The following is a 16,488-nucleotide window of genomic DNA, read 5'->3' on the forward strand; positions in this document are numbered from 1 at the left end:
ATGTATCCTTTAATTAATCGACGTTCAGCGCGTCATTGACCAGATCTTGTTGCTGCTTCTGGTGAACGGACATATACCCTACCGCCGGAGAGGCGGAGGCCGGGCGACCTGCATAACGCAGGGCAGACCCAAATGGAATCACTTCACGGAAATGATGCTGGCTGCAATACCATGCGCCCTGGTTGAGCGGCTCTTCCTGGCACCAGACAAAATCATGAACGTGAGCGTACTGTTTCAGCACTTCCTGCATCGCCTGATGCGGGAACGGATAAAGCTGCTCGATACGCACGATGGCGACATCTTTCTGATCGTTCTTACGGCGCTGTTCCAGCAGGTCGTAATAAACCTTACCAGAACACATTACGACACGCTTAACGGCCTGCGGATCCAGCTCGTCAATTTCACCGATGGCCGGCAGGAAGGTGCCGTTTGCCAGCTCTTCCAGGCTGGAGACCGCCAGTGGATGGCGCAGCAGGGATTTTGGCGACATGACTACCAGCGGACGGCGCATACCGCGCAGCGCCTGACGACGCAGCATGTGGTAAACCTGAGCCGGAGTGGACGGCACGCAAACCTGCATGTTCTGCTCGGCGCAGAGTTGCAGATAACGCTCCAGACGCGCGGAGGAGTGCTCCGGCCCTTGTCCTTCATAGCCGTGCGGCAGCAGCATCACCAGACCGCACATACGGCCCCATTTCTGTTCGCCGGAGGAGATGAACTGGTCGATAACCACCTGCGCACCGTTGGCGAAGTCACCGAACTGCGCTTCCCAGATAGTCAGGGTGCGGGGTTCTGCGGTGGCATAGCCGTACTCGAAGGCCAGAACCGCTTCTTCTGACAGCACGGAGTCCCAGACCTTGAACTGACCCTGACCGTTATGCACGTGCTGAAGCGGAGTATACGTTGAACCATTAGACTGGTTGTGTACAACCGCATGACGGTGGAAGAAGGTGCCACGACCCGCATCTTCACCGGACAGACGAACCGGAATACCTTCGTCAACCAGCGTCGCATAGGCCAGCGTTTCCGCCCCGCCCCAGTCGAACAGCTTCTCACCCGCCGCCATTGCCTGGCGGTCGCCATAGATCTTGGCCACGCGGGACTGCATCTCGATCGCTTCCGGCACGGTGCTGATGCGTTTAGCCAGCTCCTGCAAACGCTTCATCTCAACCTTGTTCGGGTAGCTCTCGTCCCACTCGTGGTTGAGGTACGGCGACCAGGTAAAGGAGTGCATGTTCATTGGACGCAGCTCTTTGACCACGCATTCACCCGCGTCCAGCGCGTCGCGATAAAGATTGACCATTTCGGTCGCATCTTCCAGCGTCGCCACTTTTTCGCTTTCCAGCTTGTCAGCATAGATTTTACGCGGCGTCGGATGTTTTTTGATTTTCTGGTACATCAGCGGCTGGGTTGCACTTGGCTCATCCGCTTCGTTGTGGCCGTGACGGCGGTAGCAGAAGAGGTCAATGAACACGTCGCGCTTGAAGGTGTTACGGAAGTCCAGCGCCAGACGGGTAACGAAAGCAACGGCTTCAGGGTCATCCGCGTTAACGTGGAAAATTGGCGCCTGAACCATTTTACCGATGTCGGTGCAGTACGGGGTGGAACGCGCATCCAGCGGGTTAGAGGTGGTGAAGCCCACCTGGTTGTTGATTACGATGCGAACGGTACCGCCCACTTCATAACCACGCGCTTTCGACATGTTCAGGGTTTCCTGAACCACGCCCTGCCCTGTGACCGCCGCATCACCGTGAATGGTGATTGGCAGCACTTTATTGCTGCTCGGCTCGTCCAGACGATCCAGACGCGCACGCACGGAACCGATAACCACCGGGCTAACGATTTCCAGGTGCGACGGGTTAAATGCCAGCGCCAGGTGAACCTGACCGCCCTCGGTTTCGATATCAGACGAGAAGCCCATGTGGTACTTCACGTCACCGGTGCCGAGGTGCTCTTTATGTTTACCCGCAAATTCGTCGAACAGATCCTGCGGCTTTTTACCCAGCACGTTAACCAGCACGTTAAGGCGTCCACGGTGCGCCATGCCCAGCACCACTTCGCGCGTACCGCTCTTACCGGCATGACGAATCAGCTCTTTCAGCATCGGGACTAACGCATCGCCGCCCTCCAGTGAGAAGCGTTTTGCGCCAGGGAATTTCGCGCCCAGATAGCGCTCAAGGCCTTCCGCTGCGGTCAGTTCGCTGAGGAAACGTTTTTTCTCTTCTGCTGAGAAATTCGCGTGGCCTGCCACGGATTCGATACGCTGCTGGATCCAGCGTTTCTCTTCGGTGGAGGTAATGTGCATATATTCCGCGCCGATGGAGCCGCAGTAGGTTTGCTTGAGCGCGTCAATCAGATCGCCCAGCTTCATCGTGTCTTTGCCGATGGCAAAAGAACCTACGTTAAAGCTTTCCTGGAAATCGGCCTCGGTCAGATCGTGATAAGCCGGATCGAGATCCGCTACACGTTCCTGCTGCCACAGTCCCAGCGGATCGAGATTCGCATGCTGGTGACCACGGAAGCGATAAGCGTTGATAAGTTGCAGGACTTTTACCTGCTTCGCATTGGTGTCAGGGTCGGAAATCGCAGAAGAGTAACGTGAGGCATCCTTCGCCAGACGACGGAAATAATCACGTGTTTTTGAATGGAATTGATCCGGTTTGACCCCTGTACCAGGCAACTGCTGGAACATGGAACGCCAGTTTGCGTCCACTGAGTCAGGATCGGTTAAGAAGTCTTCATAGAGCTGTTCTATCCAGCTCTGGTTTGAACCAGAGAGGTAAGAAGAGTCCAGCCAGGCTTTCATTGCGCCGTTCTGCATCGTGATCCCTTAAGCATTTTTATGCTTACTTTCGCCGTAGAAACTACCACGCACACCACGTGTACGTGCCGGGGTTCACCTGCGAGCTCTTTTCATTTGGCCCGCGAAGGAACCTTTAGAAACTGTCTAAACTTCAGGGCAGTTTTTAAAGGTTTCTGCAATCTGTCCCCTCTCCCTTTGGGAGAGGGTTAGGGTGAGGGGAACAGCGCTCCCCTCTCACTACTTACGCACTGCGCTGCAACAACATCGACTTAATATGGCCGATGGCGCGCGTTGGGTTCAGCCCCTTAGGACACACACTGACGCAGTTCATGATGCTATGGCAGCGGAATACGCTGAAAGCGTCACTTAGCCCTTCCAGACGATTCTCGGTTTCGGTATCGCGGCTGTCGATCAGGAAGCGATAGGCAGCCAGCAGACCCGCAGGGCCGATAAATTTATCCGGATTCCACCAGAACGACGGGCATGACGTTGAACAGCATGCACAGAGAATACACTCGTACAACCCATCGAGTTTTTCACGCTGCTCAGGAGACTGTAAGTGCTCGCGAGCGGGTGGATTTTGTCCATTATTCAATAAGTAAGGCTTAATCTTCTCATATTGTGCATAGAATTGCCCCATGTCCACCACCAAATCACGCACGACCGGCAGGCCAGGCAGAGGACGGATAACAATTTTCTGGCCAGGGCGGTTTAGCGCTGAAATTGGCGTGATGCAGGCCAGGCCATTTTTGCCGTTCATGTTCACACCGTCAGAACCACACACCCCTTCACGGCAGGAGCGACGGAACGACAGCGTAGGATCTTTCTCTTTCAGCTGGATTAAGGCATCCAGCAGCATCATGTCGCGACCTTCTTCCGCTTCGAGGGTGTAATCCTGCATACGCGGAGCATCGTCTACATCCGGGTTATAACGATAAACTGAGAATTCGAGTTTCATTATCCTGTCTCCGCATTAGTAAGTACGAATCTTCGGCGGGAACGCCGGACGCAGTTTCGGTTCCATATTAACGCTACGACGCGTCATGGTTTCCGACTCTGGCAGATACAGGGAATGGCACAGCCAGTTTTCGTCATCACGATCCGGGAAATCGAAGCGGCTATGGGCGCCACGGCTTTCGGTACGGAAGTTTGCCGACATCGCGGTCGCGAACGCGGTTTCCATCAGGTTATCCAGCTCAAGGCACTCAACGCGCTGGGTGTTGAACTCGCTGGAGGTATCGTCCAGACGGGCATTCTTCAGACGCTCGCGAATCGCTTTCAGCTGCTCAAGCCCTTTGGCCATCGCGTCACCTTCACGGAATACCGAGAAGTTGTGCTGCATACACTCTTGCAGCGCTTTACGAATTTCCACCGGATCTTCGCCGTTACGGTTGCCGTTCCAGCGGTTGAGGCGCTCAAGAGAGGCATCGATTTCGTCGTCGGTCGCATCACGCAGCGCGCCCTGCTCGGCAATAGATTCCTGGAGATGCAGCCCCACCGCACGACCAAATACCACCAGGTCCAGCAGGGAGTTGCCGCCCAGACGGTTTGCGCCGTGCACGGATACGCAGGCGATTTCGCCTACCGCGAACAGGCCAGGGATGACCACGTCTTCGCCCTGCTCGTTCACGGTCAGCGCCTGACCGGTCACTTTGGTCGGAATACCGCCCATCATGTAGTGACAGGTTGGGATAACCGGAATTGGCTCTTTCACCGGGTCGACGTGCGCGAAGGTGCGGGACAGCTCCAGAATGCCCGGCAGACGGGATTCCAGCACTTCTTTACCCAGATGGTCGAGTTTCAGCTTCGCGTGTGGACCCCAAGGGCCGTCACAGCCTCGGCCTTCACGAATTTCGATCATGATGGAACGCGCCACCACGTCACGGCCCGCCAGGTCTTTCGCGTTTGGCGCATAACGCTCCATGAAGCGCTCGCCATGTTTGTTCAGCAGGTAGCCACCTTCACCACGGCAGCCTTCTGTCACCAGTACGCCCGCCCCGGCGATACCGGTTGGGTGGAACTGCCACATCTCCATGTCCTGCACCGGCACGCCCGCGCGGATAGCCATACCGACACCATCACCGGTGTTGATGTGGGCGTTGGTGGTGGACTGGTAAATACGGCCTGCACCGCCGGTCGCCAGCACCGTAGCGCGGGCTTTGAAGTAGACCACTTCACCAGTTTCGATGCACAGGGCGGTACAACCCACCACGGCGCCATCGGCGTTTTTCACCAGATCCAGCGCATACCACTCGGAGAAGATGGTGGTGTGGTTTTTCAGGTTCTGCTGATATAACGTGTGCAGCAGCGCGTGGCCGGTACGGTCAGCCGCCGCTGCGGTACGTGCCGCCTGCTCGCCGCCGAAGTTTTTCGACTGGCCGCCAAACGGACGCTGATAGATGGTGCCATTTTCCAGACGGGAGAACGGCAGACCCATGTGGTCCAGCTCCAGAATCGCTTCCGGGCCGGTTTTACACATATATTCGATGGCATCCTGGTCACCGATGTAATCGGAACCTTTTACCGTATCGTACATGTGCCATTCCCAGTTATCTTCATGGGAATTACCCAGCGCAACGGTGATACCGCCCTGCGCAGACACTGTGTGGGAACGGGTCGGGAATACTTTAGAGAGCAGCGCACAGGTCTGGCCGCTCTGGGAAATTTGCAGTGCGGCGCGCATACCTGCGCCACCCGCACCAATCACAACAGCATCAAATTCTCTGACTGGCAGTTTCATTACACACCCCACACCACAACAAATCCATAAATGACGTAAACCAGCAGAGCAACAACAATAATCAGTTGCAGCGGAAGGCGAATCGCCAGCGGTTTAACGTAATCGGTCAACACCTGCCACATGCCAATCCAGGCATGAATAATGATGGAGAACAGGGCCAGCAGGGTGAACACTTTGGTGAAGGCCGATCCGAAGAAACCACTCCAGATTTCCCACGTCAGCGTCCCGCTGGTCGCGAAGAAACCGATCATATAGATGATGTAAAGGGTGAGAACGATGGCGGTAGCACGGACCAGGATGAAGTCATGTACGCCGTTGCGTCCTAATGCGGAGGCGTTGCTTACCATACGAGAACTCCTGCGAGAAGTGAAAGCACGACAGTGATCACAAATGAAATGTTAGCGGTACGTTTACCGGCCTCGAACGTCTCTTCCAGGTAGCCAAAGTCCATCAGCATATGGCGAACGCCACCAACCACGTGATAGGCCAGCGCGGTCAGAATGCCCCACATGATAAATTTCACGAAGAAGTTGTTCATGATGGCTGAGGCCTGGAGGAATCCTTCAGGGGATGAGAGGCTGGTTCCCAGTAACCACAGCAAGATACCGACCGCCACAAACGTAATCACACCAGAAACACGGTGCAGAATGGACGCTATTGCTGTTACAGGGAATCGGATCGTTTTGAGATCCAGATTGACAGGTCTTTGTTTTTTCACATTTCTTATCATGAATAACGCCCACATGCTGTTCTTATTGTTTCCTTCCTCCGGACTGCGATGCGGGTCAGACAGCGTTCCTTTTCTATAACTGCGCGTCATGCAAAACATTGCTTCCAAATGCTAAAACGACACGTTACAACGCTGGGTGGCTCGGGATTGCAGGGTGTTCCGGAGACCTGGCGGCAGTATAGGCCGTTCACAAAATCATTACAATTAACCTACATACAGTTTGTTGGGTTTTCTCTGGAACAGTGATCGGGGTCACGATAACAACATCTTTTTAAATTTTAATCATCTGATTTGACAAATGTTAAACAATATTGTTACAAACGTCATCAGAAAAGGCATATAATGCGCAAAAGTTATGAGGTCTCTCTTTCACCTGACAAATAGTTATGTAACAGTGTGATGGTATTGACCGAAGTTATCAGGACAGTTATTAGTGATATACAGGTTTGAATAATTCGGACTGCAAAAACGCTGATTTGCTGTTGTTTCACTGATATTTCATTCGTTTACCTGCAAGGCGCCATAGCTCTGTACCCTGGTTTCTCCTCGTGAGCTGAGCGGTAAGCCAAATAACAATCTGGTAACGATGATTAACAGCTGAAAGCAAATCCGGTAAAGCGCAGTCTTAAGCATAAGGCGCTAAGGAGACCGTAAATGGCTGATACAAAGGCAAAACTCACCCTAAATGGTGATGATGCTATTGAACTGGATGTGCTAAAAGGCACGCTCGGTCAGGATGTTATTGATATCCGTACGCTGGGTTCCAAAGGGGTATTCACCTTTGACCCTGGATTCACCTCCACCGCATCTTGCGAATCCAAAATCACCTACATTGACGGTGACGAAGGTATCCTGCTCCATCGCGGCTTCCCCATCGATCAGTTAGCCACCGAATCCAACTATCTGGAAGTGTGCTACATCCTGCTGAACGGCGAAAAACCGACGCAGGCTCAATACGATGAATTTAAAACCACCGTGACCCGTCACACCATGATCCATGAGCAGATTACCCGTCTGTTCCATGCGTTCCGTCGTGACTCTCATCCGATGGCGGTTATGTGCGGTATTACCGGTGCGCTGGCGGCGTTCTACCACGATTCTCTGGACGTGAATAACCCACGTCACCGTGATATTGCGGCGTTCCGTCTGCTCTCCAAAATGCCTACCATGGCGGCGATGTGTTACAAATACTCTATCGGTCAGCCGTTTGTGTATCCACGCAACGACCTCTCCTACGCGGGTAACTTCCTGCGCATGATGTTCTCCACGCCGTGCGAAGAGTATGAAGTGAACCCGGTGCTGGAACGCGCGATGGACCGTATTCTGATCCTGCACGCTGACCACGAACAGAACGCCTCGACCTCTACCGTCCGTACCGCAGGCTCTTCCGGCGCGAACCCGTTCGCCTGTATCGCTGCGGGTATCGCCTCCCTGTGGGGACCGGCGCACGGCGGCGCGAACGAAGCAGCACTGAAGATGCTGGAAGAGATCAGCTCCGTTGAGCATATTCCTGAGTTCGTGCGCCGCGCGAAAGACAAGAATGACTCCTTCCGTCTGATGGGCTTCGGTCATCGTGTTTACAAAAACTACGACCCTCGCGCGACCGTCATGCGTGAGACCTGCCACGAAGTGCTGAAAGAGCTGGGCACCAAAGATGATCTGCTGGAAGTGGCGATGGAGCTGGAACACATCGCACTGAACGACCCGTACTTCATCGAGAAGAAACTCTACCCGAACGTCGATTTCTACTCTGGCATTATTCTGAAAGCGATGGGCATTCCGTCTTCCATGTTCACCGTGATCTTCGCCATGGCGCGTACCGTGGGCTGGATTGCGCACTGGAACGAAATGCACAGCGAAGGCATGAAAATCGCCCGTCCTCGTCAGCTGTATACCGGCTACGAGCAGCGTGATTTTAAGTCTGACCTGAAGCGCTAAAAGTTAAGCCCGGTGGCGCTACCGCTTACCGGGCCTACAAATGCGAAACGTAGGCCGGGTAAGGCGTAGCCGCCACCCGGCTTTTTTATTTTTGACAATGTGGACACCAGTAAAAGGGTCTCGAAGAGAGCATAATCCTGTCGATAATCCCGCCGCACCGCTCACACTTTTTACCCGCCCGATGAAACACCTTGAACCGGAACAGCGCCCCGTGGTGCTTGTTTTCATCTACGATGCCACGCGTGTTGTACGACAGCCGTGGAATATCCAGCAACGCGTGCGACAGCGCCTCCAGCTTTTCATCGCTTAGCTGCGACGCTTTGTGCTGCGGTGCCAGCCCGACTTCCCAGAGGATCTCCACCCGCAGGTAGTTTCCCAGCCCCGCCAGAAATGCCTGATCGAGCAACAGCCCGGAAAACTGCCGGTTGCGGAATGTGGGCGATAGCAGTCGGGCCTTCACATCGCTCGCCGTCAGGCGCATATCCAGCACGTCCGGCCCAACCCGCTGTAAGAACGGGTGCGTGAGCAACTGCTCCGGCGTTAACATTTCGATATCAGAAGCGCTGTAGAGCAGGATCGCCTTATCCGCCGTTTGTAGCCGCACGCGCAGCACGCGGGTCGTTTGCGGCTGCTCGTCCGCTTCCACCACCCGCCAGACGCCGTAAAGCTGATTATGGCTGTATAACGTCAGGTTATGGGAAAAGTGGGTGAGTAACGCTTTGCCGCGCGTTTCAATGTGGGTCACCGTCTGTCCCACCAGCTGCGCTTCAAACGGTTTGAGTTGAGGAAAGGCAAACCAGACGTGTGTCAGAGGTTTGCCCTTTATCGCCGCCTCCAGGCTATCCGCCGCGCGGCGGATCTCCGGACCTTCTGGCATGTTATTGTCCTTTCATGATTATTCTGCGCTGACAACAATGCCCTCTTCCGAGAACGCCGTCCGCAGGCGTCGCGCAAACTGGAGCGCATGCTCGCCGTCACCGTGTAAGCACACCGTATCAGCCTGAACGTTTGCCGTTGTACCCTCCGTTGAGGTTACTCGCCCGAAGCGCACCATCTCCAGCGTCTGCGCCAGCGCTTTACCTTCGTCGGTGATCAGCGCACCGGCCTGCGTGCGCGGAACCAGGCTGCCGTCCGGCAGGTATCCCCGATCGGCAAACACTTCCTGCCGCGTAATCAGCCCCAGCCGTTCGCCGGCACGGATAAGCTCGCTGCCCGCCAGGCCAACCAGAATCAGTTGCGGATTACAGTCCCGCACCGCACGGGCAATGGCATCCGCCAACACCGGATCTTTCGCCGCCTGGTTATAGAGCATGCCGTGCGGCTTGACGTGGCGCAACACGCCATTCTCAGCGCGCACTATCGCCTCCAGCGCGCCGATCTGGTAGAGCATTTGCGCGTAAACCGTCTCAGGCGGCAGATCCATCGCCGTGCGGCCAAAGTTTTCCCGGTCCGGAAAGCTGGGGTGAGCGCCTATCGCCACGCCGTTTTTCATGGCATTGCGCACGCTCGCCAGCATAGTCTGCGCATCGCCGGCATGAAACCCGCAGGCGATATTCACCGAGGAGACCAGCGTCATCAGCGCCGCATCGGCGCTGCTGCCCTCTCCCAGATCGGCGTTTAAATCAATCTTTACCATCGAGCCTCCACGCCAGCTGTTCGAGATAACGCTGCTGATCCTGCCGGGCTTTCAGTGCCTCCTCCAGCGAACACTGCACAAAATGAATTGGCTGACCGAGAGGAATTTGCGCCAGATGGTAGCGATCCGCTTCGATAATGCAGGCAATACGCGGATATCCTCCCGTGGTTTGCGCATCGTTCATCAGTACAATGGGCTGTCCGTTGCCTGGCACCTGAATCACCCCCGGCAACAGACCATGGGAAAGCAGCTCCCGGTCAGTTGTGCGGGTCAGCGGCTGGCCCTGAAGCCGGTAACCCATGCGGTTACTCTGCGGGCTGATCTTCCACGGCGAGCGCCAGAAAGACTCTTTCGCGGCTTCATCAAACTCCTGGTATTCCGGTCCTGGTAAGGCGCGGATCACGTTCCCCCACAGCAGCTGTTTCACGCCCTGCGTGGTGGTGAAATGGCGCGTTGAGGTCTTTATTCGCAGACGATCGCCGTCGCGCAGCAGCCGTCCTTCATGGCCGCCCATTCCCGCTTTCTGGTCAGTGCTGGATGAGCCCAGCACCTCCGGCACGTCGATCCCCCCCGCTACCGCAAGATAGCTACGCACGCCGTGCAGAGGACGCTTGAGCGTCAGACGCTGCCCGGCCTTCGCCCGCAGGCGCCAGCCGGTCCACACCGCTTTGCCGTCCAGCGTTGCGTCACAGCCCGCGCCGGTTAAGGCAAACCAGGTTTCCTGACCAAACTCAATCACGCACTGACCCAGCGTAATTTCTAACGCCGCCGTGCTGCCTGCGTTACCTACCAGCAGGTTGGCAATCTCCAGCGAAGGGCGATCGAGCGCACCGCAGTAGCTCACGCCCGACTGACGCAGCCCAAAACGCCCGGCATCCTGTACCGAGGTGTAAAGCCCTGCGCGAATAAGCGTTAACATACTCCCTCCTTCTGCGGGATAAAGCGCAGCGTATCCCCCGGCCGCAGGAGTATGGGCGCGTCCTGGCCTGGTTCAAATAACGGCGTGGACGTGTGCCCAATCAGCTGCCAGCCTCCCGGTGAAGCGAGCGGATAAATTCCCGTTTGCTCGCCACCAATCGCCACGCTGCCCGCCGGTACGCTCAGGCGCGGCTCAGCCCGGCGCGGCGTATGCAGCTGGGGCGATAACCCGCCCAGATAGGGGAAACCCGGCTGAAATCCCAAAAACCAGACAACATAGTCGACTGAGCTATGCAGCTCCACAACCTGCTTCTCCGTTAATCCACAGTGCTCGGCCACCACGCCAAGGTCGGGGCCTCCCTTGCCGCCATAGACAACCGGGATCTCAATCGTCCGCGATTCCGGCTCCAGCGCCTCGCTCTCCTCCCACCAGCGTTGCAGACGCTCAATGGCATCCAGCGCCCCCGTGTGCGGATCACGCAGCACCACGGTGATATTATTCATACCCGGAATAGCTTCAACCACGCCGGGTAGCTCGGGCAGTCGCTGAGCCAGACGCCAGATACGCTTTTGCGTAGCAAGCGTCACCGGAGGCTCAAGTTCCAGAACCACTGCGGTTTCACCCAGAAGATAACAACGCGCTCGCTGCACTTAACTACCTCTCATCAGGCTGGATTAGGGATATCAATAAACGTCACATCCAGATCGGTATTTTCCGTCAGCCACTCGCTGAGGGCGCGGATGCCGCCACGCTCGGTGGCGTGATGGCCCGCCGCGTAAAAATGCAGGCCTTGTTCACGGGCTGAGTGGATAGTCTGCTCGGAGACTTCGCCGGTAATGAAGGCGTCGACACCAAAACGCGCCGCGCTGTCAATAAAGCCCTGGCCGCCGCCGGTGCACCATGCCACGCGCTTCACGGTATCCGGCCCGGTGTCGCCGCACCACAGCGGACGACGCCCCAGGCACGCTTCGATCCACGAAGCCAGCTCCAGACCCGGAACTGGCATCGACAGTTCGCCCCACGGCACCAGGGGTTCAATTTCACCCATCACGGTAATCCCCAGCAGCTGCGCAAGCTGAACGTTGTTCCCTAGCTCAGGATGCGCATCGAGCGGCAGGTGATAGCCGTACAGGTTGATGTCATTCGCCAGCAGCGTTTTGAGTCGGTTGCGCTTCATGCCGCGAATAATCGGTGATTCGTTTTTCCAGAAATAACCGTGGTGGACAATCACCGCATCGGCTTCCTGACGCACCGCCTCATCCAGCAGCGCCTGGCTTGCCGTCACGCCGGTGATAATTTTTTGCACCGTCTCGCGCCCCTCCACCTGCAAGCCATTCGGGCCGTAGTCGCTAAACGAAGCCGTGTTGAGTTTTTCGTTAATCAGGCGTTCCAGTTCACTGTTTTTCATCATCATTCTCTCAAACTTTTCGGGCGGCTTCGTACGCCGCCAGCGTGGCGACGCGCGCCTGTTTATGGTCGACAATGGGACGGGGATAGTTCAGGGTAACACGCTGTTTATCCGCCCATACCCAGGGTTCATGAATGGCTTTGGCCGGGACATCCTTAAGCTCAGGCAGCCAGCGGCGGATAAACTCGCCGTCGGCGTCAAATCTTTGTCCCTGCGTGGTCGGATTGAAGATCCGAAAATAGGGAGCTGCATCCGTTCCGGTGGAGGCCGCCCACTGCCAGCCGCCGTTATTCGCCGCCAGATCGCCATCGATCAGCTGAGAGATAAAATAACGCTCTCCGGTTCGCCAGTCGATAAGCAGATCCTTCACCAGGAAGCTGGCGGTAATCATACGCAGACGGTTATGCATCCACCCGGTTTCATTGAGCTGCCGCATAGCTGCATCAACAATCGGGAAGCCGGTAAGCCCATGCTGCCATGCCTTAAGCAGCTTCTCATTCGACTGCCACTGTACCTGTTCGGTCCAACGAATAAAGGGCCGATGTTTACACAAATCAGGATGATACGTCATCAGATGGCGATAGAACTCACGCCAGATCAGTTCGTTCAGCCACACTGCGCCCGCCCCCCCGTCTAACGCCTGAGGCTGTTCCGCCAGCAGGCGATGTAAACACTGGCGCGGAGAGAGCGCGCCCAGCGCTAGACAGGCCGACAAGCGGCTGGTGCCTTCAATCGCTGGAAAATCCCGACGCGCCTCGTACTCAACCGCCCCCTGCGCGCAGAACTGACGCAACCGGGCGATAGCCGCTTTCTCGCTGGCGGGGAATACTGTTTCATCGAACGACTGCTGGGGATAATTCAGCCTGATCGCCGGCAGATCCGTTATCGTTTCCCCTCTCACGGACGGGGCGGTAACGCACTCAGGTAGTCCCTCTTTCAGGCGTTTGATAAAGGCATTTTTAAACGGCGTGAAAACTTTATACATCTCGTGACTGCCGGTCATTACGCTGCCAGGCGCGAGCATCACGCTGTCATCAAAGCCTTCACAGACCACGCCCGCAAGGGATTTCTCCAGCTGACGATCCCGCTGCTGCTCGTTGAATTCATACTGATAGTTGTAATAAAGATGCGTTACTGCGTACTGCTGGCAGATTGCCTGCACCGTCTGACGCTGAGCGGCAAAATCATGGGCCTCTTTATAGATCAGCGGAATGCCTTTTTCGGCCAGTGAATGTTGCAGGTCATTCAGATACGCGCTGAGCAGTGCCGCTTGCCGGGGCGCCATGTCATGCTGCCGCCACTGTTCAGGCGTGGCGATAAACAGGGCCAGCACATTCGCGTCTTTAGCGCGGCAGGCCGCCGCGAGAGCGAAGTTGTCGTGAATGCGTAAATCCGCGCGAAACCAAACCAGATGGGTGGGCATAAAACTCCTGGCAATTGTCCATTATGTCCGTAAGGGCATGCCGTAAAAGGAAAAAGGCATGCATTGAACTACTTTGCCATGAAGTGTAGACGGGATGAAATAAAAAAGGCCGCCCGAGGCGGCCTTAACGCTACTTGTCCTGCACTATCGGGGTAAAGGCAATAAACACATCCGGTTTATCACTCTTTACAACGAGTGCGCTGGCGACAATGAACGCAATGCATAAATAGCGTTTCACTATGCGGTCCCTGCTGCTAACCGCTCCACCTATCACCACCGGTGATAAATCGGTGGACACAAGCCCGGGTAGGCGGACTGCTTTACGGCTATGGATACACCTTTCCCAGGACCGATGCCCATTTGCGAGATGGCGGAAAGGGACGTGGCATCATAATTAACACCAACGCCAAAAGTAAGTTATTTCAGTAAAATTAGGAATTTATAAAGGTGAAGTGGATTGCGAACTTTTTAAAGAAGGGTATGATAAAAATCCCGGGTAGGGGCTGCAAGATTACCCAACGGACCGCGAATCCCGAGGGACAAAAAAACCGCCACTTTGCTGTAGGCGGTTTTTTTATGGCTAAGATGTCACACCGTATCAGTAGAAATCGCAGGTTGCTTTCTCGGCCTGATCCATCCACACCGGCTTCTCGCTGGTTTTCGCCCAGACGCGATGCAGGTAACTGTAGAAACGTGCGCGATCTTTCCAGAACAGCATCACCGGCAGGGCCAGCACGCCAGCCACAACGGCGAAAGTGCGACGCATGAAAATGATATGAGCCGGAAACTCTTTATAAAGATCCATATTTTTCTCCCCTGTAGTTGGCCGGAAACCGTCTCCGGAAAATGTGAAATCTGTGACCTGGTTAAAATAATACCGCTTTGTTTGTAATTTTACTACTCATCCGACCACTTATTTTCATCCATTTCGTGAATATTTACATTCATGCCTGTAATTAAGTTACAAAAAAGTTAACGATTTACTTACCAATAGTTAAATTGTGGCTTTTCCCTTTTTTATACTTTTTTTACACCTGCCCTTCTGATTTTTGCGAAATCTTTGCGCCACAAATCCTACCGTTTGTACAACAACAAAAGTCACCCGGAGGTGGAGTGTGAGTGCAGGTCTGATTGCCGGCATCGTGCTGGTGTTCCTGTTATTGGGTTATCTGATTTATGCCCTGATTAATGCGGAGGCATTCTGATGGCTGCTCAGGCGTTTTTGCTTATTGCCAGCTTTTTACTGGTACTGTTTGTGCTCGCCAGGCCGCTGGGAACAGCGCTGGCGCGGCTGATAAACAACGTGCCATTGCCGGGCACGCGAAATATTGAAAATGTGCTCTGGCGCATTTCAGGTATCAGCGACCGGGAAATGAACTGGCGCCAATACCTGATGGCGATACTGCTTCTGAATATCGTGGGGCTTATTGCCCTCTTTACGCTGCTGATGCTCCAGGGCAGTCTGCCGTTGAACCCGCAGCAGTTACCGGGTTTATCCTGGCATCTGGCGCTGAACACGGCGGTCAGCTTTGTCACCAACACCAACTGGCAGTCTTACGCCGGTGAAACCACGCTCAGCTACTTCAGCCAGATGGCCGGGTTAACCGTGCAGAACTTTCTTTCTGCGGCCAGCGGTATCGCGGTGATCTTCGCCCTGACGCGCGCGTTTGCCCGTCAGAATGTCAGCACTCTCGGCAACGCCTGGGTTGATGTCACACGCATCACCCTTTGGATCCTGGTGCCTGTTGCGCTGATTATTGCCCTGTTCTTTATTCAGCAAGGCACTCTGCAAAACCTGCTGCCTTATACCCCTTTTACCTCGCTTGAAGGGGCCAGGGAACTCCTGCCAATGGGGCCGGTGGCGTCGCAGGAAGCAATCAAGATGCTGGGCACCAATGGGGGCGGCTTCTTCAACGCCAATTCATCGCACCCGTTTGAAAACCCAACGGCGTTAACCAATTTTGTACAGATGCTGGGAATCTTCCTGATCCCCACCGCGCTCTGCTTCGCCTTTGGCGATGTAGTTAACGATCGCCGCCAGGGCCGTACGCTGCTGTGGGCCATGTCGTTAATCTTCGTGGTCTGCGTAGCACTGGTGATGTGGGCCGAATGGAACGGCAACAGCCACTTTATGCAGCTGGGGGCTAACAGCAATATCAACCTGGAAGGCAAAGAGAGCCGCTTCGGCATTCTTGCCAGCAGCCTCTATGCGGTGGTCACCACGGCGGCCTCCTGCGGGGCGGTGAACGCCATGCATGACTCTTTCACCGCGCTCGGCGGCATGATCCCGATGTGGCTGATGCAGATTGGCGAGGTAGTTTTCGGTGGGGTCGGTTCGGGGCTGTACGGCATGCTGTTGTTCGTCCTGCTCGCCGTGTTTATCGCCGGGCTGATGATCGGCCGCACGCCGGAATATCTCGGCAAAAAAATCGACGTCCGCGAAATGAAATTAACCGCGCTGGCGATCCTGGTCACCCCCGCCCTTGTGCTGCTCGGTACCGCCCTGGCGCTGATGACCGACGTCGGGCGCAGCGGCATCTTTAACCCGGGCATTCACGGCTTTAGCGAAGTGCTTTACGCCGTTTCGTCTGCCGCAAACAACAACGGCAGCGCCTTTGCAGGGTTAAGCGCCAACTCACCGTTCTGGAACTGTCTGCTGGCGTTCTGCATGTTCGTCGGTCGTTTCGGCGTGATTATTCCCGTCATGGCGATCGCCGGAACACTGGTGAATAAGAAGATCCAGCCGACCACCACCGGTACGTTACCGACTCACGGCGCGCTGTTCGTCGGCCTGCTGATTGGCACCGTTCTGCTGGTAGGTGCCCTGACCTTTATCCCCGCCCTCGCGTTAGGCCCGGTTGCGGAATATCTCTCTTTACGCTGATTTTGCG

15 protein-coding genes are annotated in these 16,488 nt (G+C 55.5%); 3 read left to right on the top strand and 12 right to left on the bottom strand.

What is annotated here, in order from left to right; genetic code table 11:
* Nucleotides 1-13 precede the first annotated feature (13 nt).
* The 5 genes from sucA to sdhC form a co-directional block, all read right to left on the bottom strand.
* A complete protein-coding gene (gene sucA / locus ACOTX1_RS05045) occupies nucleotides 14-2,821 on the bottom strand; it encodes a 2-oxoglutarate dehydrogenase E1 component (protein ID WP_003858615.1) in 2,808 nt (935 codons plus the stop codon).
* A gap of 223 nt (nucleotides 2,822-3,044) precedes the next feature.
* The gene (sdhB, locus tag ACOTX1_RS05050) at nucleotides 3,045-3,761 is read right to left on the bottom strand and encodes a succinate dehydrogenase iron-sulfur subunit SdhB (protein ID WP_003858617.1); all 717 of its coding nucleotides are present in this window, start codon (nucleotides 3,759-3,761) and stop codon (nucleotides 3,045-3,047) included.
* 15 nt (nucleotides 3,762-3,776) lie between these two features.
* A complete protein-coding gene (gene sdhA, locus ACOTX1_RS05055) occupies nucleotides 3,777-5,543 on the bottom strand; it encodes a succinate dehydrogenase flavoprotein subunit (RefSeq protein ID WP_003858619.1) in 1,767 nt (588 codons plus the stop codon).
* Nucleotides 5,543-5,890 (bottom strand): succinate dehydrogenase membrane anchor subunit, encoded by a 348-nt coding sequence (gene sdhD, locus ACOTX1_RS05060; protein ID WP_023315647.1) that lies wholly within the window; start codon nucleotides 5,888-5,890, stop codon nucleotides 5,543-5,545. Before sdhD ends, sdhA begins: the two co-directional genes overlap by 1 nt.
* Nucleotides 5,884-6,288 carry a succinate dehydrogenase cytochrome b556 subunit gene (sdhC, locus tag ACOTX1_RS05065; RefSeq protein ID WP_032634661.1) on the bottom strand — a complete coding sequence of 135 codons (405 nt, stop codon included), beginning with the start codon at nucleotides 6,286-6,288 and terminating at the stop codon, nucleotides 5,884-5,886. Before sdhC ends, sdhD begins: the two co-directional genes overlap by 7 nt.
* 639 nt (nucleotides 6,289-6,927) lie before the next feature.
* Between sdhC and ACOTX1_RS05070 the strand changes: the two genes are divergently transcribed.
* Entirely contained in the window at nucleotides 6,928-8,211 is a 1,284-nt protein-coding gene (locus ACOTX1_RS05070) for a citrate synthase (protein ID WP_003858624.1), read from the top strand.
* An 85-nt stretch (nucleotides 8,212-8,296) separates the two neighbouring features.
* On the opposite strand, the gene nei is transcribed toward ACOTX1_RS05070, so the two are convergent.
* The 7 genes from nei to ACOTX1_RS05105 all read right to left on the bottom strand — a co-directional run bounded on the left by nei (nucleotide 8,297) and on the right by ACOTX1_RS05105 (nucleotide 14,402).
* Nucleotides 8,297-9,088, bottom strand: coding sequence for an endonuclease VIII (gene nei / locus ACOTX1_RS05075; RefSeq protein ID WP_023315645.1), 792 nt, complete (start codon nucleotides 9,086-9,088; stop codon nucleotides 8,297-8,299).
* Nucleotides 9,089-9,106: 18 nt separating this feature from the next.
* Complete coding sequence (gene pxpA / locus ACOTX1_RS05080; protein WP_023315644.1) at nucleotides 9,107-9,847, bottom strand: 5-oxoprolinase subunit PxpA; 741 nt, start codon at nucleotides 9,845-9,847, stop codon at nucleotides 9,107-9,109.
* The gene (pxpC, locus tag ACOTX1_RS05085) at nucleotides 9,834-10,766 is read right to left on the bottom strand and encodes a 5-oxoprolinase subunit PxpC (protein ID WP_023315643.1); all 933 of its coding nucleotides are present in this window, start codon (nucleotides 10,764-10,766) and stop codon (nucleotides 9,834-9,836) included. The genes pxpA and pxpC overlap by 14 nt, the downstream gene beginning before the upstream one ends.
* The gene (gene pxpB, locus ACOTX1_RS05090) at nucleotides 10,760-11,416 is read right to left on the bottom strand and encodes a 5-oxoprolinase subunit PxpB (RefSeq protein ID WP_003858633.1); all 657 of its coding nucleotides are present in this window, start codon (nucleotides 11,414-11,416) and stop codon (nucleotides 10,760-10,762) included. Before pxpB ends, pxpC begins: the two co-directional genes overlap by 7 nt.
* Nucleotides 11,417-11,430: 14 nt before the next feature.
* A complete protein-coding gene (locus ACOTX1_RS05095; protein ID WP_032634659.1) occupies nucleotides 11,431-12,174 on the bottom strand; it encodes a type 2 GTP cyclohydrolase I in 744 nt (247 codons plus the stop codon).
* A 10-nt stretch (nucleotides 12,175-12,184) separates the two neighbouring features.
* On the bottom strand, nucleotides 12,185-13,597 hold the full coding sequence (gene phrB, locus ACOTX1_RS05100; RefSeq protein WP_022650613.1) for a deoxyribodipyrimidine photo-lyase: 1,413 nt from the start codon (nucleotides 13,595-13,597) through the stop codon (nucleotides 12,185-12,187).
* Between the two features lie 598 nt (nucleotides 13,598-14,195).
* On the bottom strand, nucleotides 14,196-14,402 hold the full coding sequence (locus tag ACOTX1_RS05105) for a YbfA family protein (RefSeq protein WP_003858637.1): 207 nt from the start codon (nucleotides 14,400-14,402) through the stop codon (nucleotides 14,196-14,198).
* Nucleotides 14,403-14,712: 310 nt separating this feature from the next.
* Between ACOTX1_RS05105 and kdpF the strand changes: the two genes are divergently transcribed.
* Together kdpF and kdpA are read left to right on the top strand one after the other, a co-directional pair.
* Nucleotides 14,713-14,802, top strand: coding sequence for a K(+)-transporting ATPase subunit F (gene kdpF / locus ACOTX1_RS05110; protein ID WP_003858638.1), 90 nt, complete (start codon nucleotides 14,713-14,715; stop codon nucleotides 14,800-14,802).
* Nucleotides 14,802-16,481, top strand: coding sequence for a potassium-transporting ATPase subunit KdpA (kdpA, locus tag ACOTX1_RS05115; protein ID WP_023315641.1), 1,680 nt, complete (start codon nucleotides 14,802-14,804; stop codon nucleotides 16,479-16,481). The genes kdpF and kdpA overlap by 1 nt, the downstream gene beginning before the upstream one ends.
* The last annotated feature ends 7 nt before the right edge of the window (nucleotides 16,482-16,488 follow it).

Source organism: Enterobacter cloacae complex sp. IR5401, from assembly GCF_049238425.1.
Classification (GTDB): domain Bacteria; phylum Pseudomonadota; class Gammaproteobacteria; order Enterobacterales; family Enterobacteriaceae; genus Enterobacter; species Enterobacter hormaechei_C.